Here is a 22,778-nt window from a genome sequence, read left to right as displayed (position 1 = left end):
TGCGCTCGTACCCAAATTTACGTGAACGTGACACTCATGCACTACAATGATAAATCCGTATTACAAAGCTGAAGGGGAGTTATCGATGGACCAGGCGCAGACGAGTGACGACGCTCCCCTGCTCACGCACAGCGCTCCCCAATCGGAGCAGACCACGCTCCTGGCTCAACAAAAACCTCTCGTGACCATCGTGCACGCCTCCGTCGGCTCGGGCCACAAGGCCGCCGCAAATGCGATAGCGCAGGCATTCGACCTCATCCGCGGCACCAATGGCATCCCCGAGGATATTGAGATTGAAGTGCTCGATATCCTTGATTTTGGACGTATTAAATTCGACGGCAATAAGACCGCGGCTTCTTTTACGGGAGCCACGCGCCCCATTTACGACCTGACCTGGCGATATACGCTTACGGGACATCTTCTCTGGGGCGGCGGCACGGCATGGTCGCGAATTATGTTCCCCGCCTTCAACGAATATGTCCGCAGCCGCAGGCCCATAGCCGTGGTCGCGACGCACATCACGGCAGCCAATGTTGCCGTAGGCGCCCGCGTGATTACGGGTATCGATTATCCGGTCATCTGCGTACCAACAGACTATGAAGTCGAAGGCTTTTGGCCCCACAAGGACACCGACCTGTTCTGTGTAGCCAACGAATTTATGGCCGAAACGCTGCGTCCGCGCAAGGTGCTCGAGACAAAGATTCGCATTACCGGCATTCCTATTCGCGCCGGATTCGACACGGATTACGATCGCGAGGAAGAGCTAGCTAAGTTCAACCTCCCCACCGACAAGACCGTCGTGCTGGTAATGGCCGGTGCCAGCTTGCCTCAACCGTACGTTCGCTTTCGCGCGGAGATGGACCGCACCCTCCCCTTCCTACGCAGCTTCGAAGACATGCACTTTGTCTTTTTGCCGGGCAAAGACACCGAATATGCCACCCGCCTCAAAACGCTCTTCGACGCCATGAAGCTCGAAAACGTCACGGTTCTGGACTATGTCGATGATATGGCAGCGCTTATGCACGGCTGCGACCTGGCAATTCTCAAATCGGGCGGACTCACCGTCACCGAATGCCTGTGCGCACACCTGCCGATGATCCTGCTGGGCAAGTCCTATGGCCAGGAAAAGGCCAACACCACCATGCTCACCGGCATGGGCGCCAGCATGCATGTCACCACCGCACGAGAGCTCATCGTTACCCTACGTCACTTGCACGATCATCCCGAATCACTCAAAGCCCTACTCATCAACGGCGAAGTACTACGCCGCCCCCACGCAGCCGAAGACATAGCCATCGCCGCCATGGAGCTCGTAGGCAAACCCCAAAAGCGCAAACGAGCCTTCTGCCGCTTCTACTGGGGCGGAAAACCCGCGCATATCAGGTAGTGATTTACTGTCCGCTGACCGGCCCGACCCGCCTATATATCATCCCATGCTCAAACATTCTCGCTGCGCTGCGAAACTGCGCGTGGGACGATATATAGGCGGGTCGGGCCGGTCAGCTGCGTTTACGCACCACCAGCTGCGCCGGATCCCCCTATTAGAAGCTGCAAAGGCAAACCAAAGTAACCAAATGCAGTTAGCCGGTGCGACAAAGGGACTGTTCCTTTGTCGCACCGGCATATCAAAAAGATTGATTATTGCTTTCAAGCGAGTAACCGCCCGCCCGCCTCTCACACATATCGTTCCACGCGCAGTTTCGCAGCGAGCGAAGCGAAGCGAGAATGTTTGAGCATGGAATGATATGTGTGAGAGGCGGGCGGGAGGGATACGAGCGCCCCTAAGCTACGCCGCTGGAGCCGAAGCCTCCGTTGCCTCGGTCGGTTTCGTCTAATTCGTCTACTTCTACGAGGTTGACCGTGGGGACTTCTTGGATTACGAGTTGGGCAATGCGGTCGCCTTTGTTGATTTGGATGTTGTTCGTGGGGTCTAGGTTGATGAGGATGACTTTGAGCTCTCCTCGGTAGTGGGCGTCGATGAGGCCCGGCGTATTGACTATAGACAGGCCCTGCTTGATGGCCAAGCCGCTGCGGGGCTGGACGAAGCCGGCGTAGCCATCGGGCAGGGCGATGGCCAGCCCCGTAGAGACCAGACGGCGTTCGAAGGGCTTCAGAACGCAGTCCTCGTTGGAGCGCAAATCCAAGCCGGCATCGGTGGGATGGGCGTATTTGGGAAGCTCGACGGTGGGGTCGAGACGCTTTATGTTGACGGTAATGTTGGACATGGAATCACCTTAGCTTGTCGAGCTCTTGCAGAAATTCATCGACGTCTTTGAAATCGCGGTAGACCGAGGCAAAACGGATGTACGCAACCTTGTCGATCTTGGCCAAGCGCTTGAGCACCATGTCACCCAACTCATGGGACGTGACGGCCGTCAGCGTGCGAGAGCGAAGCTCGACCTCGATGTCATCGATAATCTCATTGAGCTTCTTAGTGTCGATATCGCGCTTGATGGTGGCGCGCATCAAGCCGACAAGAAGCTTATTGCGATCGAACCGCTGCTTAGTTCCATCTGACTTAATGACCTCGATAGGGTCCTCGCATCGCTCAAACGTTGTAAAGCGGTAGTTACACGAGCAACATTCGCGACGGCGCTTAATGGTGTTATTTGACTCCTGCATACGGGAGTCAACGACGCGGGTATGTGCCTTGCCGCATTTGGGACAGCGCATGGTACCTCCTCTTAAACGATAACAAGGGTACCATGCGCAGCGCGATAATGATTACGAACGAGCAGGAACCTTAAGATGCGCACCGGCGGCGAGCGAACCATGCTCCAGATGATTGACGCTACGGATCATGTCGGAAGTCTCTTGCGTGGAAAGGCCTTCGATTGGATATTCTTCGGCAATCGACCAAAGAGAATCGCCAGGCTGAACGCGAATGGTCTCGTAGGTAATGTTGGAAACGGACTCGGCATACGCGGCGTGACGAGTGCTAAAGACCGACATAGCGAGGACAAAGAAGAGCGTAAGCGCAACGGCGACGGCGACAATCGTCGGAACCTTCAGGGCAACGCGGGCCGGCGCGACTACAGCCTGCTGATTGCGCGCAGGCTTTACGGTCAAAGGCTGAAAGCCGGAGCGACCACCCTGAACAACCGTAAAAGTGGGTTCTGCAGGCGTCTCGAGCTTAAGGGCGAGGTTTCCCTGGACCATATTCGTTACGTTCATCATGTTCTCCTCTCACGTGTTTTGCTGAGAACAGTTTTATCAAGCCGCTCGGACAAAAATGTCTAGCGCGAGAACGAATGTTCGGTTATTATTATCTTCGAACAGTTGTTCCTGTCAAGCAAAATTCGAACATTTGTTTGACATGGGTAGAGAGGATGCCCTGATGGCTCGCAAAATTTCCAAGCGTCAGCAGCAAATTTACGACTTCATCAAGGAATATCAGCAGGAGAAGGGTTATCCGCCCAGCGTGCGCGAGATGGCTTCTGCCGTGGGCCTTTCCTCCCCCAGCACCGTGCACGCCCATCTCTCTGCCCTTGAAGCGCGCGGGCTACTCAAGCGCGATGCCACCAAACCGCGCGCCCTGGAACTCTTTAACGAGGATGGTTCCTCTGTCTCAATTTCTAAATCTGACGAGCCCACCGCACCTCGCGGAACGGTCTCGCTGCCGCTCGTTGGTCGCGTCGCGGCTGGGATTCCCATTCTGGCCGAGCAGAATATCGAAGACACGTTTACTATCCCGACCGAAATCGCCACTGATCAGGGTTCCTTTATCCTTGAGGTGCATGGGAGCTCAATGATCAATGTCGGCATCTTCAATGGCGATTACATCATCGTCCGTGAACAAAAGAGTGCCATGAACGGCGAAATTGTCGTGGCCATGATTGATGGTTCGGCGACCGTCAAGACGTTCTACAAGGAGCAGGGGCGTGTGCGCTTGCAGCCCGAGAACGACACCATGGAACCTATCTATGCAACGAATCCCGTTATCCTGGGCAAAGTCGTCGGCTTGATGCGCCGGTTCTCGTAATGCAAAAACGCATAACCATCTTTGATACCGTCCGCGGGTTTACGATGATTTCTATGGCAGGTTTTCACGCTTGCTATGATCTCGCCTACCTGTACGGCTGGGATATGCCTTGGTTTACCCAGACTGTCTTTCAAGACGTCTGGCGCGCCAGCATCAGCTGGGTATTTTTGTTTATCGCGGGTTGGATGTGCACTCTTTCGCGCAACAATATCAAACGTGCCGCCAAATACGCCTTAGCAGCACTCGTTGTCTGGTTGGCAACAACACTTGTCTCATTCGACGATTCGGTTAATTTTGGCATCATCTACTGCATGGCCGCATGCACCGGCATCTCGGCGTTGACCGATCCCGTCCTTAAGAAGATAACGGCGAGATGGGGCATGCCCCTATGCCTTGTGTTGTTCGCCCTCACCTGGAGCATCCCCAAAACGATCTACCCTGTCCCCTACCTGGCGTGGCTGGGATTTCCGAGCCCTGGGTTTGTCTCAGGTGATTACTACCCCATCATCCCGTTTATCTTTATGTATCTTGCAGGATACTTCGCCGCACACATAGCGAAGAGTATCGATAAGACCGTCCCTAGCTTGGCCTACGCCAACCCCCTGCCGGCGCTCGCCAGCCTTGGACGTCACGCTCTCCCCTTTTATCTGCTGCATCAGCCCATCATTCTGGGCATTTTGGAGATCGTCTACTCGGTGCGATAACGCTCGAGCCGCGGTGCAATACGAGCCGGCAGTTTCGCCACAATGCGAACGCCGTCCACGAGATATTCTTCATGCAGAAGGGTTCCCTGCTCATGCACAAGCGTGATGAGAGCGCCCTCACGATACGGGATATCAGCGGAGAGCAACACATCGGTGGCAGCTGCCTCGCGAGCAATCCGGTCGACGAGATCGTCGAGCCCCTCGCCCGTTTGGGCCGAGAACAGAACGGCCTCCGGATAGCGACGACGGAAACTCAATCGATCGACGCTATCGAGAAGATCGATTTTATTGAATACGGTCAGCGTTAAACGCTCTCCGGCGCCGATCTCATCAAGCACGCGGTCGACAGCCTCCAGCTGCCGCTCATAGTCCTCGTCAGACGCATCTACGACTTTGAGAATTAGATCGGCACCCAACACCTCGGAAAGCGTCGATTTAAAGGCATCGACCAGACCATGCGGCAGTTTTTGAATAAAGCCGACGGTATCGGTAATCGTCATGCCGCGACCGCCGGGCAGGCGATACGAGCGCGTCGTCGGGTCGAGCGTAGCAAACAGCTTGTCCTGCGAAAGTACCGTAGAGCCGGTCAGACGATTGAGCAACGTCGATTTACCGGCATTGGTATAACCGGCTAACGCGACGCGAAACGCCGGTGACTCAATGCGGCTCTTGGATTGAACATCGCGGCGCTGTTCAACCTGCTTGAGCTCACGACGAAGCGCAGCGATCTTATTACGAATGAGGCGACGGTCGACCTCGAGCTGACTTTCGCCCTGACCAAAACGTGAGCCGATGCCGCCGCGCGTCTGCTCCTTGGCGAGATGGCTCCACATGCCACGCAGGCGAGGCAACAAATATTGAAGCTGTGCCAGCTGTACCTGCAGGCGTCCCTCACGCGTCTGAGCATGCAGGCCAAAGATATCCAGGATCAGTGCTGTACGATCGATAATCTTTACCGGCTCGCCCACGGCTTTCTCCAAATAGGATTGCTGCGAGGGGGTCAGGTCGTCGTCAAAAATAACGACATCGGCATCCATGCGATGCACCAGGCCGCAAAGCTCCTCTACCTTACCGGAACCGATAAACGATTTAGGATACGGCTTTACCAAACGCTGCGACAAGCGTGCCACGCACTGGGCACCAGCTGTGTGGGCAAGACGCTCCAGCTCATCAAGCGAGCGATCGAGCGGCCATGCATTGTCGCGCCACTCAACACCAACTAAAATGGCACGCTCGGGCTCGGGTGCCGTGGGAACAAGGGGGAAACGGGCCATTAGGCAGCCTCAATACGATGCAGGATATCCTCAACGACCCCATCGATCGTACATTCATCCATATCAAACCACACGATACGGTCATCGCGCTTAAACCACGAAAGCTGACGCTTGGCATAGCGACGCGAACGCATCTTAATGAGTTCACGAGCCTCGTCCATGCTCATAACGCCATTGAAAGCATCGATGATCTCTTTATAGCCAATTGCCTGCATTGACGTCAGGGCATCTCCCAGCCCCTGGCCCATAAGACCGCGGACCTCATCGACAAGACCCTGCTCAAACATTAGATCGACGCGCTGGTTAATGCGCTCGTAGAGCACCTCGCGATTACGCGTCAGGCCAAACCATAACGCATGATAATGCTCGCGCGGAACACTAAACTGCGACTTTTGCTGCGCATAGGAAACGCCATCATCGTGCATTTCGAGCGCGCGAATCACACGCCGCACGTTATGGGGATGAATAACAGCAGCTGATTCTGGATCACGCTCGGCAAGCAGGGCATGAAGTCCTTCCTCGCCAATACGCTCGGCAAGCTCCTGATAGCCCACACGGCGATCGTCCTCAAGTTCACCCGAGGGAAAGTCCATCTCATCGAGGGCTGCCTTGAGATATAGCCCCGTACCTCCGCAAAAAACCGGCAGGCAACCCGAACCAAGGAGACGTTCAACATGCGCGCGAGCGTCAGCCTGATAAAGCGCAGCAGAATATGCCACACCCGGCTCTACAATGTCGACGAGACGCAGCGGCGCCGTGCACTCATCGGGCGCCATCTTTGCGGTACCGATGTCCATGCCGCGATAGATTTGCATCGCATCGCACGACAGCACTTCGGACGAAAGACGAGCTGCCAAACGGTCGGCAACATCACTCTTACCAACCGCCGTCGGACCGACGATCGCAACGGCGGAAAGACCTGCCCCGGAAGAAACCATTAGCGCGGCTCGCCCACAACGGAACCGGATAAATACCAGGTCTTGGCAGCGTCAACGTCAACATCAACGATCTTGCCAACAAGCTGATCGATGCTGTACCCCTCGGGGATAGGCGCATGCACGGTCTGATTCTTGGGACTCTTGCCCAGCAGGACCGCGTCGTTCTTTTTACTCGTTCCCTCAATGAGCGCCGGAACCACAGTATGAAGCTCACCCTGGTTATACTCGTATGCCGTGGTCTCGATAACCTTAACCAGGCGGTTGAAACGCTCGAGAATAACCTCATGCGGCGTAGGATCGTCAATCTCGGCGGCCGGGGTACCGGCACGCTTGGAATAGATGAAGGTATAGGCCTGAGCATAGCGGACCGTCTCGGCAAGCGAGAGCGTCTGCTCAAAGTCTTCTTCAGTCTCGCCCGGGAAGCCAACGATAATGTCGGTCGAGAGCGCGATATCGGGCATGCGGTTGCGAATGCGATCGACCAGGCCCAGATAGTCCTCGCGTGTATAACGGCGATTCATCTCTTTGAGGATCCGCGTCGAACCTGACTGGACGGCCAGGTGAAGCTGCGGCATAACGGCAGGCGTCTCGGCCATGGCGTCGATGGTCTCGGGCAGCAGGTCCTTAGGATGCGAAGACGTAAAGAAGATGCGCTCCACGCCCGTATCGCCCACGGCACGCAGCAAATCGGCAAAACGCGGCTTGCCAAACAGATCGCGACCATATGAGTTAACGTTTTGGCCCAACAGCGTAATCTCACGCACGCCCTGGCGTACCAAACCGGTCACCTCGTCGACAATCTCCTCGAAGGGGCGGCTCTTTTCGCGACCACGCACGTACGGCACGATGCAATAGGTGCAGAAATTATTGCAGCCCGTCATGATGGGCACCCAGGCGTGATACTGAGTCTCGCGATGCCACGGCATGCTCATTGCATCCGTATCCTCATGCTCATTGATACGGATATGACGCTTGCCATCAAGGAACGCCTCGGCAATGAGCTCGGCCACATGCGCGATGGAATGCGTGCCAAAGATGACATTGACGTTATCGACGTTGGTGAGCAGGCCCTCGCCATCGCGCTGCGCGATGCAGCCACCAACGGCAACCACGCGCTTGCCCGAAGGCGAAGGCGGCAGGCTTTTGCAGGAATTGCACTGACCGTACAGGCGAGTATCGGCGGCCTCGCGCACGCAGCACGTCATGAAGACAACGATATCGGCATGCGCGGGATCGAGCGCCATGAGGCAGCCATACGAATCAAGCAGACCGCTCACGCGCTCGGAATCGTGCTGATTCATCTGGCAGCCAAAGGTGCGGATAAAGTAGGTTTTACCGGCAAGAATATCGCGTACGGAACGCTGGTCCATGTGCATAAGTCCTAACGATGGGGAGCAAAACGAGGCAATCAGAAGCTATGCCACAGGCTTAACATCATCCATGACGACGTTATCCATAGCAGCTCGATTGATCTGGTGAACGTAGATAGAAAGGCGGATGGCCGTGCGCGACTCCCCGTTAATGAGGATGTCGGAGAACACGGGCGCGCAGGAAATATCAAAACCGGTTGGAATCAAAAAACCGCGCGCGATAGCCACGGCCTTAATGGCCTGGTTGACGGCACCGGCGCCGACACACTGGATGTTGACGGGTACACCATCCTTGACCATGCCGGCGATGGCGCCGGCAACGGACGCGGGCGATGATTTGCTTGATACCTTCAGGCAATCCATGAAGAAACTCCTGCATTTAAAAGTACGTTTTAACTGCAATAACTGTATCGTACCGAGTGGACTCGGTAAAGGCACTATTCCTCTTTGGCAAGATCAAAGGTCACGGTGATTCGATCACGCGAAACACGAATCTTTGGGTCGCCGCAAAGGTTGAGATAGTACCGGGCAGCAAGGTCATTAAAGTCGCGCTCCACAGCACGCGAAAACTGTGCCATGTCATCCTTGGCAATACGTAGCCCGCGACGATCCTTCGCGAGATCGACAGGAGCCGGCGCATGCGAGGACGAATCACGCTCGCGCAGCAGACGCGCGGCCACACCGCGAACGGGCTTAATCTGCCCCGCCAAAATGCGATGGGCCGTGCGCTCGGACATCTCAAGACCCAAACCCGAACAGATACGGATAAAGTCCTCGGCATCAGAAGCAAGGCCTAAACGATCGACAACCGGAAGCTCGCTCTCGTCATCAATGAACAGGAGACGAGACGTATCAAGCCGGCTTGACGCCTGAGCATAAAGGGTCGCAGCAATCTCAGACGGAGAACCAAGATAGACATCGCAACCACGCAACTCCTCGAGCGCAAACTCACATGCAGCGCGAATAATATTATGCGGACCGCGAGCACAGACATAACGTCCGTCCTCATCCTTGACGGCCTGGGGCCAGCTGGACTGATCGGCACGCTCACTGAGGCGGTCGGCCGCGACGCTCACCTTAAAGGCTGAACCAAGATCGACACCGGACGTGACCACACGGGCCTCATCGGTGTTCTGCTTGATCGAAAACAATGCCATGCCACGACCGTGAACGCCCCAACGGTCCATCTTCATGCTCTCGAGCTTGGAGGTAACGCGGGCATCAAAGATTCGCTCTTGCATATCCTGCGGAACGCCCGAACCGTTATCCAGAAAGACAAGCGTGCGGACGCCGTCTTCCTTGGTCGTGGCGAGATAGACCTTGTCGGCGCCGGCATCGCGAGCATTACGGAGCATTTCGATGACGATATCCTCGACATGCTGAATGTCGTGCTTTGCCTGGCGCCGCTCGGCCTCCGAAACGCGGAGGCGGACATACCCCTCGCCAAGGTTCTCCTCGACGCGAAGGTTGCCCTCCCCCGACATCGACGCGATAAATGAGATGAGCTCGTTCGCGTCGCTCATGTTATTTAGCGATATCGACAGCGCGGCTCTCGCGAATCACGACGACGCGCACCTGACCGGGATACTCCATCTCTTCCTCGATCTGATGGGCGATATCGTGAGCCAGGACCGTGGACTGGGCATCGGAGATCTTGTCCGGCTGAACCATGACGTGGACCTCGCGACCAGCCTGCATGGCATAGGTGCGCTCGACGCCGTCATGGGAGTTGGCGATCTCCTCGAGCTTCTCAAGACGCTTGATGTAGTTCTCGGCAGACTCGCGACGGGCACCGGGGCGAGAGGCAGAGACAGCATCGGCGGCCTGCACCAGGACATCGAGCACCGTGTTGGGGTCGACATCGGCATGGTGAGCCTCGATAGCGTGGACGATAACGGGCTTCTCGCCATAACGGCGGGCCAGCTCGGCGCCGATGACGGCATGCGGGCCCTCGACGTCATGGTCGATTGCCTTGCCCAGGTCGTGCAGCAGGCCGGCGCGCTTGGCAGTCACAACGTCCAGGCCAAGCTCGGAAGCCATCACGCCGCACAGATCGGAAACCTCGAGGGAGTGCTGAAGCACGTTCTGTCCAAACGAGGTACGGTAGCGCAAGGCACCAAGGGTCTTGACGATCTCGGGGTGCAGGTCGTGGATGCCGGTATCGAAGGCAGCCTGCTCGCCAGCCTCACGCACGCGCTGCTGAACCAGGTCGGCAGCCTTGTGATACATCTCCTCGATGCGAGCGGGGTGAATGCGGCCGTCGGCGATGAGGTTCTCGAGGGCGACACGGGCGGTCTCACGACGGACCGGGTCGAAGCTCGAAAGAACGACGGTCTCGGGCGTGTCGTCGATCACGAGATTGACGCCGGAAACCTGCTCGAAGGTCCGGATGTTGCGACCCTCGCGACCGATGATACGGCCCTTGAGGTCATCAGAGGGAATGTGCACGGAGGTAACGGTAACCTCGGCAGTGTGGTCGGCAGCGCAGCGCTGAATCGCCAGGGACAGAATCTCCTGGGCGGTCTTGTGGCACTCAGCGCGAACCTGCTGCTCGGACTCGCGAATGATCGTGGCGGCCTCGTGGGTGACCTCGCCGCGAACCTTATCGAGGAGCTCCTTGTGGGCGTCCTCGCGGGTAAGGTCGGCGATACGCTCGAGCTCGGAGGTCTGCTTTGCGCAGAGCTCCTCGAGCTCACGAGAACGCTTCTCGACCTGACCAGCCTGACTGGACAGCTGATGCTCGCGCTTGTCGAGAGCGTCGTTGCGGCGATCGAGGGATTCCTCGCGCTGCATCACGCGGTTCTCGAGCGTACGAATCTCGTTCTTACGCTGCTTGTCCTCGGCCTCGGCGGCCTGCTTGTTCTTGATGATCTCCTCTTTAGCCTCGAGCAGAGCCTCTTTTTTGAGGGTCTCGGCCTGACGCTTGGCATCACCGATCAGGGACTCAGCCTGTGCGTGTGCCGACTGGATTTTTTCGTCGGCCTCGTGAAGACTACCCTGCTTGGCGGTGCGCATGTAGGCAATGGCGGCGATGGCACCCAAAACGATGCCAACGAGCGCTGCGATGATAGGCATGCTCACTCCTTTTTATGGATTCGTTACACAACAAAGCGAACCGTCCTTACGAACGGCTCGCGACATTTGAGTAATATGGGCGCAGCTTATGCGGGTCGGATACAGATAAACATATAAACAAACTCATCACAGATGAGCACATATCACAAAGCAAATGACAGTGTTTATCGTACGTTGAACCACAACAACTGTCAAATAAATGGCCCCAGCACGGCGGCTAAAACGCGGTGAACGGCAGGGGCACAAAACGCATACGCCTAAACCGCACATTCCTCACGTTCGGCATCGAGACGTGCCTTAACGGCATCGGCGGCGATGTGATACGAGAAGCCCTTGCCCATCAAAAACCGAACCAGTTTTTCGAATCCGCGCGTCTCTGGAACACGCCGCTTGGCGAGCAGGGCTGACGCACGCGCCAAATCGTCTTCGACGGCAAAATAATCCTCGGGATAACCGGGAATGTCATCGAGCACGACATGACGGCGCTTGAGCTCGGTCTCGATTTTACGCTGTCCCCAACCGCGCCGCTTGTGTTCCTCGATAAAGTACGAGCAAAAGCGGTTCTCGTCTAAAAAGCGATACTCGGTGGCGCGCTCGACGGCGAAATCGATCGCGGGCTGGCGAAAGCCGTAGCGTGCCAACTTATCACGGACCTCACCCGTCGCATGGTCGCGTCGCGATAGCATCTCGGTCACCATGGTAAGTGCACATTTACGCTCGATGAGCTGCACCGCTTCACGAAAGTTATCCCAATCACAGGGAAGATCGGGGCGATTTTTGACATACAGGCGCGCGACCCGCACGGGAATCCAAATGGACCGCTCAAAACCGCCCTCAAGCTCACAATCGATATGTGCGCAAGGCTTTTTGGACGCATACCCGCTCGAGAACGAGGAGGCCGCCTTCTTATCGGGAAAGACGACTGTGGCCTCGGTCACCGTATACGACATGAGCGTAACCGCTACTCGTCGTCATCATCGAGCATGGCGGAACCATCGATGGCGTAAAGCTCGTCAAACTCCTCAGGCGCAGGCTGATCGGTCAGCTCGACCTCGGACGGAGCATCGTCATCAAACTCAAGCCCGCAGGCAAGGCGGACCTTATGCTCAATCTCGTCGGCGCAATCGGGGTGTTCGCGCAGGAACGCCTTGGCGGCCTCGCGACCGTTGCCGAGCTTGTCCTCGCCATAGGCAAACCAGGAGCCCATCTTCTTGCAAATGCCGCACTCGACAGCCATGTCCAGAATCGAGCCCTCCTTAGAGATGCCCGTACCGTACATGATGTCGAACTCAGCAGAACGGAACGGAGCTGCCACCTTGTTCTTAACGACCTTGGTGCGCACGCGGTTACCGATAACCTCATCCTTAAGCTTAATGCTGTCGATGCGGCGAATGTCGATACGCACCGAAGAGAAGAACTTAAGGGCGCGGCCGCCCGTCGTGGTCTCGGGGTTGCCGAACATGACGCCGATCTTCTCTCGCAGCTGGTTAATGAAGATGCATGTCGTGTTGGACTTGGACAGCGAGCCGGCGAGCTTGCGGAGCGCCTGACTCATCAGACGAGCTTGCAATCCGACCGTGGTATCGCCGATCTCTCCCTCGATCTCGGCACGCGGGGTCAGCGCGGCGACGGAGTCGACGACGATGGCATCGATGGCGCCGGAACGCACGAGCATGTCAACAATCTCGAGCGCCTGCTCACCCGTATCAGGCTGGGAAATCAGTACCTCGTCGATATCCACGCCAATGCGCGCGGCATACGTGGGATCGAGCGCGTGCTCGGCATCGATAAATGCCACCACGCCGCCCATAGCCTGGGCTTCGGCCAGGATCTCAAGCGAAAGCGTCGTCTTACCGGAGGACTCAGGACCGTAAATCTCGACGATACGGCCGCGCGGCACACCGCCGATACCCAGAGCGGCATCGAGTGCCAGAGCGCCCGTGGGGATGGCCTCAACCTCAAGCTCGGGGCCGCCGTCACCATACCTCATGATGGAGCCTTGACCGAACTTCTTCTCGATCTCGGCCTTGGTGGTGGCGATCATCTCATCGCGCTCTTTACCCGTCGTGCGAGCATGAACGGTACGTACGGGACCTGAATTCTTGGCCATGAATAGCCCTCCTCTTAACAACCTGCATCGATAATAAACGAACGGCTGTTCGTGGTCAACCGTTCAGGCCAATCATATGCAGGCAGTCTTTCCAAAACCCAACCAAACGCCGACCAAACACTGACCAAATGCTTGACCACAAAGGGGCAAATAAGAACAAGAAAGGCAAAAATACACCTATGACCAGCGCAAACGCTAAATTCGTCAGGGGTCCCTATCTCCACAATTAAGGGGCCCGAAGGCCCCTTAAAACACGTCTATTCCATAGAGTTGAGCACAAGGGCAATGCGTCCCAATGCCTCCGCGACCGCATGGGCACGAACACACGAACGGTCGCCCTCATAGTGGCAGCGCACAGAGTCCACGACCGGCACTTCCCCATCAGCCGCGCGATACGCCCAGCCAATATAGAAAGTGCCAGCCGGATCGTCCTCAGTGCCGCCGCCGGGGCCGGCATAACCCGTTGCGCTCACTGCAATATCGCTCTGGTACAGCTCCAGCGAACCCGCCGCCATCTCGCGCGCGGTCTGATGCGACACCGCGGTATAGCGGTCGAGCGTCTCCTGATCAACACCCAAAACGCGATGCTTGATCTCATCGCAGTAGGTCACCGCACCGCCACGCAGCACCACCGAGGCGCCCGGGATATCGGCAATCGTCGAGGCGATCATACCTGCTGTCAGCGACTCAGCCGTCGAAACCGTCACGCCCCGAGCGCTCGCGCGCTCGACAATATGACGCGCCAGCTCCTCGTTATGTGCGGAAATCTGATCAAAAGAGTCCGTCATACCCACCAGGACCTAGATCGAAAAGACGATCTTGCGGCAGTTCCAGAAGTATTGGGCGCCCGAGATAACGGTCAGGACAACGGCAACGGCGTACAGGAAGCGCGACACCGAGTAGATGCCGAGCGTCAGCGCCAGCGGGCCAAGGTGCAAGCCGGCCATCGCAAAGACGCACAGGTAACCGCAGATGGAGACCATCGTGGTCGCCGTCTTGTACTTGCCAAGCTTATCGGCGGCAACGACCACGCCGGCGGCACTCGCAACCATGCGCAGGGCGCTTACCAACAGCTCGCGGAACAAGATGATGAACACGGACCAAACCGTCACGGTGCCAAAGTCCAAGAACAGCAGCAAGGCCGAGAACACGAGCAGCTTGTCGGCGATGGGGTCCAAGAACTTACCGAAATCGGTAATCTCGTTGCGCGAGCGCGCCAGGTAGCCGTCGACCTTATCGGTGCACGACAGGATCACATACAGAATGAAGGCAGCGGCGGCGAGCGGGCCGTCGAAGGTGCTCCAATCTGTACCGGCAACACTCGTGTGAGAAAGCGCCGACACGATCATGAACACCGGGATAAAGACGATGCGCACGCACGTCACGATGTTGGCGGGCGTCCAAACACTCGTCAGTTCCTTATTGCTCTCGTTTGCCACGATGCTCTCCTACTCCACAACATGGCCGATAAGCTCATAGCAGAAGCTATCGGTAAACTCGACCGTCAGAATATCGCCCACGGACGCCTCGCTGGCGTCCAAGTGCACCGCGCCATCGGAATCGGGCGCCTGGAACCAAGCATGGCCGATCAGCTCGGCGCCGTCCTCGGTCTCCTCGATGCCGTCGACAATCACCTGGGCGCGCTCGCCCACATGTGCGGCGGTGGCGGCAAAACCGAGCGACTCGGCCAGGTCCATGGCCTCCTGGGCGCGCTCGAGCTTGACCTCCTCATCGACCTGACCCTCCATCTTAGCGGCCAGGCTGCCCTCCTCCTGCGAGTAGGCAAAGACACTCGTGTAGTCAAAGCCGACGGTGTCCATAAAGTCGATAAGGTCGCGGAACTCGTCGTCGGTCTCGGTCGGGAAGCCGACCATGGCCGTGGAACGGATCACGATGCCGGGGATACGCTCACGCAGATCGCGAAACAGGTCCTCGAGCTCCTGGCGCGAACCAGAACGGCGCATAGCCTTGAGGATGCGCGCGTCGCAGTGCTGCACGGGGATATCGATATAGGGCAGCACCTCGGGCGTATCGCGAATCGTATCGATAAGCTCGTCGGTCATGCCCTCGGGCTGCAGATAGAGCACGCGGACCCAGACGTTGTGCGGGCGCACGGCCTCGGCGACGGCATGCAGCAGCTGCGCCAGATTGCGCGGCGAGCCATCGGTGGCGTCTTCGTCGGCAAAGTCGGTGCCCCAAATACCCGTGTCCTGGCCGATCAGCACGATCTCGCGCACACCGCCGGCAACCAGGTCGCGTACCTCGGAGATAATGCTCTCGGCATTGCGCGAATGATAGCGACCGCGAATATAGGGGATCATGCAGAAGCTGCAGAAGCGGTTGCAGCCATCGGAAATCTTGACGTAAGCAACAGCGCCCTCGACAGTGCGCTTGACTTGCGGAATATAGGCAGCGATCTCACGCTCGACACCCAGCACGCCATCGATGACCGCCACGATGCCGTCCTCCTCGTCGGCCTTCACAAAGGCAGCGACCTCGGGCAGCTCGTCAGGCAGGTCGTCGCCATAGCGCGACGGCACACAGCCGCACATGACGATGGGACAAGAACGAACGCCGTCCTGAACCTCGTTGGCGAGCTCGAGCGTGGTCTCGATGCTCTCGGACGTTGCGGAGGCGAGGAACGAGCATGTATTGACGATGGCGATATCGGCATCCTGTGGGTCGAATGCCTCCTCGTAGCCCGCGGCGGTCAAAAGAGAACGCATGCGGTCGGTGTCAACCTCGTTCTTAGCGCACCCGAGGGTGATGTAGAGCACGGAGCCCAACGGTGTATCCATGTTGGAGAGCAGTCCTTTCGAATGATATTAGCGGTAGTTGGTGAACTGCAGCGGCTGGCCGTAGTCCTGGTCGCGCAGGAACTGGATCACGGTCTGCAACGCGTCCTTCGAAGCAGAGGAAACACGCAGCTTGTCGGCCTCGATAGTCACCTTGACCTTGAGCTTTTGGTCCTTGATGTCCTTGTTGATCTTCTTGGCGGTCGCCTGGTCGATACCCTCGACGATATGGCCGAGCACGCGCACGGTGCCGCCCGATGCCGCCTGTGGAGCATCCCAAGAGACAGCCTTGAGGTCGATGCCGCGCTTGATGAGCTTGGAGCTCAGGACATCGATGATCTGCTTGGAGACAAAGTCGGCCGGGGCGTTAATCGTAAAGAGCTTGTCGCCCTTCGAAAGCTCGATCGTGGCGCCGGAATCCTTCAGGTCATAGCGCTGGGAAATCTCGCGCGTGGTCTGCTGGAAGGCGTTGTCGACCTCTTGAATGTTGACCTCGGACACGACGTCGAAGCTGGAATCTTTAGCCATGATGTTTCCTTTCGCGTACGAGCGGCTTAGTAGCTATCGTACGAATAGTCGGTAGAATCGGTGGGCGCCTGGCCGTCAGTTGCGGTATCGGCGCCATCCGTGGACTGGGCATCGGTACCATCGGTGGTGTCGGCACCATCAGAACTTTCACCATTCTCGGAATCAGTCGTTTCCTTCTTGGGAACGGTGATCGTCACACGCGCCACGCCCGAGGTCTTGGTATCGTAACGGACCTTTTCGCCGTTCTTGGTAACGGTGACATCGGAAGGCTTGGACGTGGTGATCTCGATCGAGGACTCGGGCGTGTACTCCTGCTCAAAGGGGCCAGTCGCCTGGGCGCCATAGACCGACTTGCCGTCGACCTTGACCTCAATCCAGGCGGTCTTTCCCTTGGCAACGGAGACCTTGACCTTCGTTACCTCGTTCTCTTCCTTTTTAGCCGTCGTCTTGGTGACGTCCGAATCGGTCGACTCATCCGTCGCCTCATCGGTGTCTTCGTCCTCGTCGACCGTTTCGGTCTTCTTAGAAGACTTCTTAGTCGTCGTCTTGGTGGCAGTGGGCGTCTCGGGCGTGGTCTCGGGCGTCGAAGATGCGCAGCCGCGCAGAAGTACCACGATGAGCACGATCAGCAGCAACGCCACGGCACCGATGCCGGCGTAGACGATACGCGGATCGAGACCGTTGTTTTGAGGAGTACGGGAACCGCCGCGTCCACGACTGGAACTGCTGCGGCCGCCTCCCTGAGGCATACGACCACGATTGCTGTCGGAACGGCCGCGATAGCCACCCTGGCCCTGAAGGCTGCGCTGACCCGAGCGGGGCGCAAGTTCACCGCGGCCTTGATAGCCACGCTGGCACGCACGTGGAGCCGAAGAGCGCTGGCCATACGGCTGTGATTGAGAGCGAAGACGCGGCGTCACCTGCGTGGCATCGGCGTCCGCATAGCCACTGCGAGAACGTCCGGTGGAGATACCACGGTGACCGCGATCGGAATAGCCGCCGTCGCCGTAGCCGGCACGAGGGTCACGCGCCACGCCGCGGGCAGCGGGAAGTGCACGGTCCTCGGGCATCGGCGTACTGCGGAACCGGTCACGCTGTGAGCGAATCTCCTCGCCCGAACCCGTCTCGGTAATATAGCCAGCCTGCTGCGGACGCTGACCATAACGCGTTGAGCGACCACCCTGAACCATCAAGAAGCGCCCATTATCCACCGAGGAACGTGAATTGACATAGCCGGCGGCGTCCTGAAAACGACCGCCCTGCTGCGACGTCTCGCGCTCGTATGCCATCAGCTCGTCAAAGTAGGCATTGACGACCTCGCGCGGATTGAGGCCCAAAAAGCGAGCATAGCTCGAAATCATGCCCTGCGCATAGCCGCGCGGCGGCATCGAAGCAAAGTTACCGGTCTCGAAAAACTCGATGATCTGCGGCCTGATTTTGATGGTGTTGGCGACCTGCTGAATGGAAAGGCCCATTCGGCGACGCTGCTCGAGCAGCATGTCACCAAAGCGTGCAGCCATCAGAATCCTCCAAACTCACGATCTTCACGTGCCATCTCGGCGTCGACAGATTCCAGCGCGGCAAGCCCCTCCTCGTCCAACAGGACCTCGCGCGGCTTGGAACCGTCGGGCGAGCCGACGACACCCTTTTCTTCCAGCATGTCCATAATACGCCCGGCACGCGCATAGCCAACCTTCAGACGACGTTGCAGGCCAGATGTGGAGCCAAGCTGCGATTCCACCACAATATGGGCGGCTTCCCAAATGAGCGGATCATCGTCTTGCGGCTCGGCTACTCCGGTGCGGACAATGCCGCCGCCACCAGCCATGGACATGGAAGCGGGCGCCACGGCGGACAGAATCTCCTCGTGGTAGTCGGGCTCACTCTGCGACTTGACGAACTCGACAATCTCGTTGATCTCATCATCCGAGACAAAGCAGCCCTGGATACGGCGGGGCTTGCCCCAGTCGACCTTGGAGAACAACATGTCGCCCAAACCGGTGAGCTTCTCGGCGCCCATCTGGTCGATGATGACGCGCGAGTCGATGCCCGTGGCGACGTTAAAGGCGATACGGTTGGTGATGTTGGCCTTAATGAGGCCCGTCACCACGTTGGAGCTGGGGCGCTGCGTGGCAACGATAAGGTGAATACCGGCGGCACGGCCCAGCTGTGCAATACGCACGATCGAGGCCTCGACATCCTTACCGGCGACCATCATCAGGTCAGAGAGCTCGTCAATGATAATGACAAGGTAGGGCATCTTTTGCGGCGGATTGTCGTAATGCTCAAACTCGCCAGCAGCCTGCTTTTCGTTGTAGGTCGAGATCTTACGCACGTTGAGACGCTCGAAGACCTTCAGGCGACGCTCCATCTCGGACACAGCCCATTGCAGAGCGCTCGCGGCCTGCTTGGGCTCGGTCACCACGGGCACATAGAGATGCGGCAGACCGTTATAGCCCGCAAGCTCGACGCGCTTGGGGTCGACCATGATCAGGCGAACGTCCTCGGGAAGGGCGCGCATGAGCAAGGTCGTGATGATGGAGTTGATCATCACCGACTTACCAGAACCGGTCGTACCGGCAATCAACAGGTGAGGCATCTTGGCGAGGTCGGCGACAACCGGCGTGCCCTCGGCGTCGCGGCCGATGGCGAGCTCGAGCGGACCGCCCTTCACATAGGGCAGCACGTCGCCCAGATTGACGTTCTGGCGCTTGCGGTTGGGAATCTCGATACCAACGAGAGAGGTGCCGGGGATCGGGGCAAAGATACGAACCGACTGGGCGGCGAGCGAAAGCGCAATATCGTCCTCGAGGCTCGAAATCTTGCTCACGCGCTCGCCCTCGCCAGGTTGCAGCTTAAAGGTCGTCACCGTGGGGCCGGCGATCCAGCCGACCACGCGGGCACTGCGGCCAAACTCAAGCAAGGTGGATTGCAGTGACTCAGCGGTCTGCTCCAGCTCCTTATCCGAAGACGCGGCAGAAGCCGACTGCGGGTTGGCATGTAGGATTTCGAGCGGCGGAAGCTTGAGGCCGTCCTCTTCTTCGCCCTCGTTATCTGCGGCGCCGCCGTCCGCTCCCCCATCACGAGCCGCAGCCGATTCGACAGCACTCGTGGCAGGCGCATCGGCAACCTTGGGATGCTTTAAGAAGTCGGGAATCTGAGGTGCGGCCGAAACAGGGTTCACGGCAAACGGCGGCTCGGACTCGTCAACCTTGTCCGGATCGTCCTCCATCGAAAGTTGTCCGGTGACCTGGCCGCGCTTTGCATGGCGACGCGGCAGCAAAGTTGTCTTTGCGGTCTCAATCGGAGCCTCGTCGTCCTCGTCATCGCCCTCGGTGAGCTCAATCTCGCTATCGGACCAAGACGGGTCGGGCTCACTCGTATTGAGCTTGGGAACCGTCTTGCCCTTCTTGGCATGACGGCGCGGCAGCAGCGTGGTCTTGGCCCGCTCGGCTTCAACCGACTCGGATACGTCGACAAACGGGTCATCGTCCTCGTCGTCATCCAAAACCGGGTCGACATCGCCACCCATGACCGTGGTCACCGCGGCGTCAGTCCCCTTCTGGCGCAAAATGCTCAGGTGCGGACGAGCGACGCCGGGAACAGACAGGGCCTCTTCATCGCCCCACGGGCTCGCATTGACATCGGCACGTCGACGCTCGGCAAAATCGGCAGCGCGATCGCGTGCGGAGCGCAAAACGCCACCCACCGAAAAGCCGATAATGACCAAACCAACGACGACAAGCCCCAGCAAGACAACCATGGCGATAGGTTTACCCAAGGCGTTTTGCAAGGCACTTGCGATAAAGGCGCCAATGTAGCCGCCCGACACGGAAAGGTTCTGCGGCGTAAACATAAGGTCGCACGAATCGCTCGTGCCCGGCACCATCAGCGAAAGAATGGAGACGACGGCGATAAAGACCAAGGCGCCGCCCGCAACAGAGCGCACGTTGAGCGGCGAGTCCTCACCCAAAAAGAGCGTGGCGGCAAACAGCAAGATGACGATCGGCAGCACGTAGGCGCCCAGACCAAAGCCCAGGTGGTAGAAACCGGCAACCGCAGCCGTCACGGGCGCTGTTGCCGGAGAGATCACGGCAATGAAGGACGCGATCGCCAAAACGGCGATGACCACACCGGCGATATCGCGATTGGCCGAAGGCTCGACCAGGGGCTCAAACTCATCAAACTCGGACTCGTGGCCCTTATTGGCACGCAGATGGGAACCGGCACCCTTAGCAGATGCCGGTTGGTTATTGGCCTTATTACCTTTGGCGTTTTGTGCTGATCCGCGCGCCAAACTAAACCTCCATGACGACCGGGATGATCATCGGACGAGTGCGCGTACGGCTCCAGATAAAGTTGGAGAGCGAATCGCGCACGGCCTTGCGAATGGCATCGGAACCGCTGCTCGTAAAGCTGAACTTGCCCTTCTCGATCGTCTTCATAATGGATGCGGAGGCATCCTCGGAGAACTGGTCGTCGATGGCAAACGAGACACCACGGCCCGAGAACTCGATGGCCTCGATCTTCTTGTGCTTAAGCGAGACGATGGCAACAGCGGTAACCATACCGTCGTTGGCGAGCTTCTGACGATCGCGCAGGACAATGGGGTCGGTATCGCCGATACGCAGGCCGTCGACGTAGACGACACCGGACTCGACGGGCGCACCGCGCTTGACGATACCGCCGCGCATCTCGAGCGTGTCGCCGTTATCGAGGATAAAGATATGATCGTCCTTGAGACCCATCTTACGGGCCAGCTGGGCATGGGCGCGCAGATGCACGGCCTCACCGTGAACCGGCATAAAGTACGTGGGCTTGGCCATGGCCATCAGGAGCTTGAGCTCCTCCTGGCTACCGTGACCGGAGACGTGGACGAGAGCGCGGTTCTTATCCCACACGTCGCAGCCGAGCTTAGCCAGGCTGTTGACGACCTGCTGGACGGCTTTCTCATTGCCAGGAACAGGAGTTGCAGAGAGGATAACGGTATCGCCCTCGTGGATGGAGAGCGTCTTGTGCTCGCCATTGGCCATGCGGGACAGGGCCGACAGCGGCTCGCCCTGCGAACCAGTGCACATGACGACAATCTTATCGTCGGGCAGGTTATCGATATCGAAGGCATCGATGATATCGACGTCATCGATGTTGAGGTAGCCCAGCTCACGCGCCACGCGGGTGTTCGTGAGCATGGAGCGACCGGTCACAACGACCTTACGGCCGCACTTGCGGGCGGCATCGCAGATCTGCTGCAGACGATGGATGTGGCTCGAGAACGACGCGACGAACACGCGACCCGGGGCGTTCTTGATGGCGTGCAACAGGTTGGGACCAACCTCGGCCTCGGACTTGGTAAAGCCGGGAACCGTGGCATTAGTTGAGTCGGAAAGCAGCAGGTCGATGCCCTGCTTGGCAAAGCGGCTGATAGCGGCGTAGTCGGGCGTGACGCCGTCGATGGGCGTCTGGTCGAGCTTAAAGTCGCCGGTGTGCATAACGGTGCCCTGATTGGTGCGGATGAACACGCCCAGAGCGCCGGGGATGGAGTGCGTCATCGAGAAGAAGTCGAGCGAGATGCCGCCGAGGTTGACATGGCTGCCGCCCTTGACCTCGCGGAACTTAGGCGCGCGGATGCGGAACTCGGAGAGCTTGCCCTCGATAAAACCGAGCGTCAGCTTGCTCGAGAAGATGGGCACCTTATTGTTGAGGTCCTGCAGCAGATACGGAAGCGAACCGGTGTGGTCCTCGTGGCCGTGAGTGACGACGATACCGCGGAGCTTCTCCTCGTTCTCCAGAACATAGGTGTAGTCGGGAAGCACCAGGTCGATACCAGGCTGGGAGTCATCCGGGAACATGAGGCCGGCGTCGACGAGCACCATGTCGTCGCCGCACTCGAAGACCGTCATATTCTTGCCGATGCCGTCAAGGCCGCCAAGCGGGATGATCTTCAAGGGAGATGATTTTTTAGCTGCCATAGGTTAGTGTGGTTTCCTTTCTTCGAAACGGGT

21 protein-coding genes are annotated in these 22,778 nt (G+C 58.2%); 3 read left to right on the top strand and 18 right to left on the bottom strand.

Features of this window, described 5'->3' with window-relative positions; translation table 11 throughout:
- The first annotated feature begins 85 nt into the window (after positions 1 to 85).
- Complete coding sequence (locus tag ACESSC_RS02455; RefSeq protein WP_373161062.1) at positions 86 to 1,387, top strand: MGDG synthase family glycosyltransferase; 1,302 nt, start codon at positions 86 to 88, stop codon at positions 1,385 to 1,387.
- A gap of 394 nt (positions 1,388 to 1,781) precedes the next feature.
- Here the strand turns inward: ACESSC_RS02455 and dut are convergent, their stop codons facing one another.
- Genes dut through ACESSC_RS02440 form a run of 3 tightly spaced genes read right to left on the bottom strand, consistent with a single transcriptional unit; the run spans position 1,782 to position 3,177 of the window.
- Positions 1,782 to 2,225, bottom strand: a complete 444-nt coding sequence (gene dut, locus ACESSC_RS02450; RefSeq protein WP_373161061.1) for a dUTP diphosphatase — start codon at positions 2,223 to 2,225, stop codon at positions 1,782 to 1,784.
- A gap of 4 nt (positions 2,226 to 2,229) precedes the next feature.
- Entirely contained in the window at positions 2,230 to 2,673 is a 444-nt protein-coding gene (gene nrdR / locus ACESSC_RS02445; protein WP_022093781.1) for a transcriptional regulator NrdR, read from the bottom strand.
- A gap of 51 nt (positions 2,674 to 2,724) precedes the next feature.
- Complete coding sequence (locus tag ACESSC_RS02440; RefSeq protein WP_124786160.1) at positions 2,725 to 3,177, bottom strand: LysM peptidoglycan-binding domain-containing protein; 453 nt, start codon at positions 3,175 to 3,177, stop codon at positions 2,725 to 2,727.
- Between the two features lie 160 nt (positions 3,178 to 3,337).
- On the opposite strand from ACESSC_RS02440, the gene lexA reads away from it, so the two are divergent.
- Both lexA and ACESSC_RS02430 read left to right on the top strand, forming a co-directional pair.
- A complete protein-coding gene (lexA, locus tag ACESSC_RS02435) occupies positions 3,338 to 3,982 on the top strand; it encodes a transcriptional repressor LexA (protein WP_373161060.1) in 645 nt (214 codons plus the stop codon).
- The gene (locus ACESSC_RS02430; RefSeq protein ID WP_373161059.1) at positions 3,982 to 4,686 is read left to right on the top strand and encodes a heparan-alpha-glucosaminide N-acetyltransferase; all 705 of its coding nucleotides are present in this window, start codon (positions 3,982 to 3,984) and stop codon (positions 4,684 to 4,686) included. The genes lexA and ACESSC_RS02430 overlap by 1 nt, the downstream gene beginning before the upstream one ends.
- On the opposite strand, the gene hflX is transcribed toward ACESSC_RS02430, so the two are convergent.
- The 15 genes from hflX to ACESSC_RS02355 form a co-directional block, all read right to left on the bottom strand.
- Complete coding sequence (hflX, locus tag ACESSC_RS02425) at positions 4,671 to 5,960, bottom strand: GTPase HflX (protein WP_373161058.1); 1,290 nt, start codon at positions 5,958 to 5,960, stop codon at positions 4,671 to 4,673. The two genes, ACESSC_RS02430 and hflX, sit on opposite strands and share 16 nt — an antisense overlap.
- Positions 5,960 to 6,898, bottom strand: a complete 939-nt coding sequence (miaA, locus tag ACESSC_RS02420) for a tRNA (adenosine(37)-N6)-dimethylallyltransferase MiaA (protein WP_373161057.1) — start codon at positions 6,896 to 6,898, stop codon at positions 5,960 to 5,962. The genes hflX and miaA overlap by 1 nt, the downstream gene beginning before the upstream one ends.
- Positions 6,898 to 8,268, bottom strand: a complete 1,371-nt coding sequence (gene miaB, locus ACESSC_RS02415) for a tRNA (N6-isopentenyl adenosine(37)-C2)-methylthiotransferase MiaB (protein ID WP_373161056.1) — start codon at positions 8,266 to 8,268, stop codon at positions 6,898 to 6,900. The genes miaA and miaB overlap by 1 nt, the downstream gene beginning before the upstream one ends.
- 45 nt (positions 8,269 to 8,313) lie before the next feature.
- Positions 8,314 to 8,631 (bottom strand): stage V sporulation protein S, encoded by a 318-nt coding sequence (locus ACESSC_RS02410; RefSeq protein ID WP_006235982.1) that lies wholly within the window; start codon positions 8,629 to 8,631, stop codon positions 8,314 to 8,316.
- A 74-nt stretch (positions 8,632 to 8,705) separates the two neighbouring features.
- Positions 8,706 to 9,791: an ATP-binding protein gene (locus tag ACESSC_RS02405; RefSeq protein WP_118259731.1), complete on the bottom strand. Its 1,086-nt coding sequence runs from the start codon at positions 9,789 to 9,791 to the stop codon at positions 8,706 to 8,708.
- Position 9,792: 1 nt separating this feature from the next.
- Positions 9,793 to 11,343 (bottom strand): ribonuclease Y, encoded by a 1,551-nt coding sequence (gene rny / locus ACESSC_RS02400; protein ID WP_089573375.1) that lies wholly within the window; start codon positions 11,341 to 11,343, stop codon positions 9,793 to 9,795.
- Between the two features lie 257 nt (positions 11,344 to 11,600).
- Positions 11,601 to 12,293: a regulatory protein RecX gene (locus tag ACESSC_RS02395; RefSeq protein WP_373161055.1), complete on the bottom strand. Its 693-nt coding sequence runs from the start codon at positions 12,291 to 12,293 to the stop codon at positions 11,601 to 11,603.
- Positions 12,294 to 12,304: 11 nt separating this feature from the next.
- The gene (recA, locus tag ACESSC_RS02390; protein ID WP_373161054.1) at positions 12,305 to 13,453 is read right to left on the bottom strand and encodes a recombinase RecA; all 1,149 of its coding nucleotides are present in this window, start codon (positions 13,451 to 13,453) and stop codon (positions 12,305 to 12,307) included.
- 257 nt (positions 13,454 to 13,710) lie between these two features.
- Positions 13,711 to 14,241, bottom strand: coding sequence for a CinA family protein (locus ACESSC_RS02385; protein ID WP_271739224.1), 531 nt, complete (start codon positions 14,239 to 14,241; stop codon positions 13,711 to 13,713).
- A gap of 12 nt (positions 14,242 to 14,253) precedes the next feature.
- Positions 14,254 to 14,802 (bottom strand): CDP-diacylglycerol--glycerol-3-phosphate 3-phosphatidyltransferase, encoded by a 549-nt coding sequence (pgsA, locus tag ACESSC_RS02380; RefSeq protein ID WP_233547957.1) that lies wholly within the window; start codon positions 14,800 to 14,802, stop codon positions 14,254 to 14,256.
- Positions 14,803 to 14,901: 99 nt separating this feature from the next.
- Positions 14,902 to 16,251 carry a 30S ribosomal protein S12 methylthiotransferase RimO gene (gene rimO, locus ACESSC_RS02375; protein ID WP_373161053.1) on the bottom strand — a complete coding sequence of 450 codons (1,350 nt, stop codon included), beginning with the start codon at positions 16,249 to 16,251 and terminating at the stop codon, positions 14,902 to 14,904.
- A gap of 27 nt (positions 16,252 to 16,278) precedes the next feature.
- Entirely contained in the window at positions 16,279 to 16,776 is a 498-nt protein-coding gene (locus ACESSC_RS02370; RefSeq protein ID WP_271807112.1) for a YajQ family cyclic di-GMP-binding protein, read from the bottom strand.
- 26 nt (positions 16,777 to 16,802) lie between these two features.
- The gene (locus ACESSC_RS02365; RefSeq protein ID WP_373161052.1) at positions 16,803 to 18,296 is read right to left on the bottom strand and encodes a helix-turn-helix domain-containing protein; all 1,494 of its coding nucleotides are present in this window, start codon (positions 18,294 to 18,296) and stop codon (positions 16,803 to 16,805) included.
- On the bottom strand, positions 18,296 to 21,073 hold the full coding sequence (locus ACESSC_RS02360) for an FtsK/SpoIIIE family DNA translocase (protein WP_373161051.1): 2,778 nt from the start codon (positions 21,071 to 21,073) through the stop codon (positions 18,296 to 18,298). Before ACESSC_RS02360 ends, ACESSC_RS02365 begins: the two co-directional genes overlap by 1 nt.
- A gap of 1 nt (position 21,074) precedes the next feature.
- Complete coding sequence (locus ACESSC_RS02355; RefSeq protein WP_373161050.1) at positions 21,075 to 22,745, bottom strand: ribonuclease J; 1,671 nt, start codon at positions 22,743 to 22,745, stop codon at positions 21,075 to 21,077.
- Between the last annotated feature and the right edge of the window lie 33 nt (positions 22,746 to 22,778).

This window comes from Collinsella aerofaciens (assembly GCF_964243765.1).
Taxonomy (GTDB): Bacteria; Actinomycetota; Coriobacteriia; order Coriobacteriales; family Coriobacteriaceae; genus Collinsella; species Collinsella aerofaciens_BU.
Note: the sequence above shows the minus strand (reverse complement) of the source record. Positions and strands in the feature narration are given on the sequence as shown.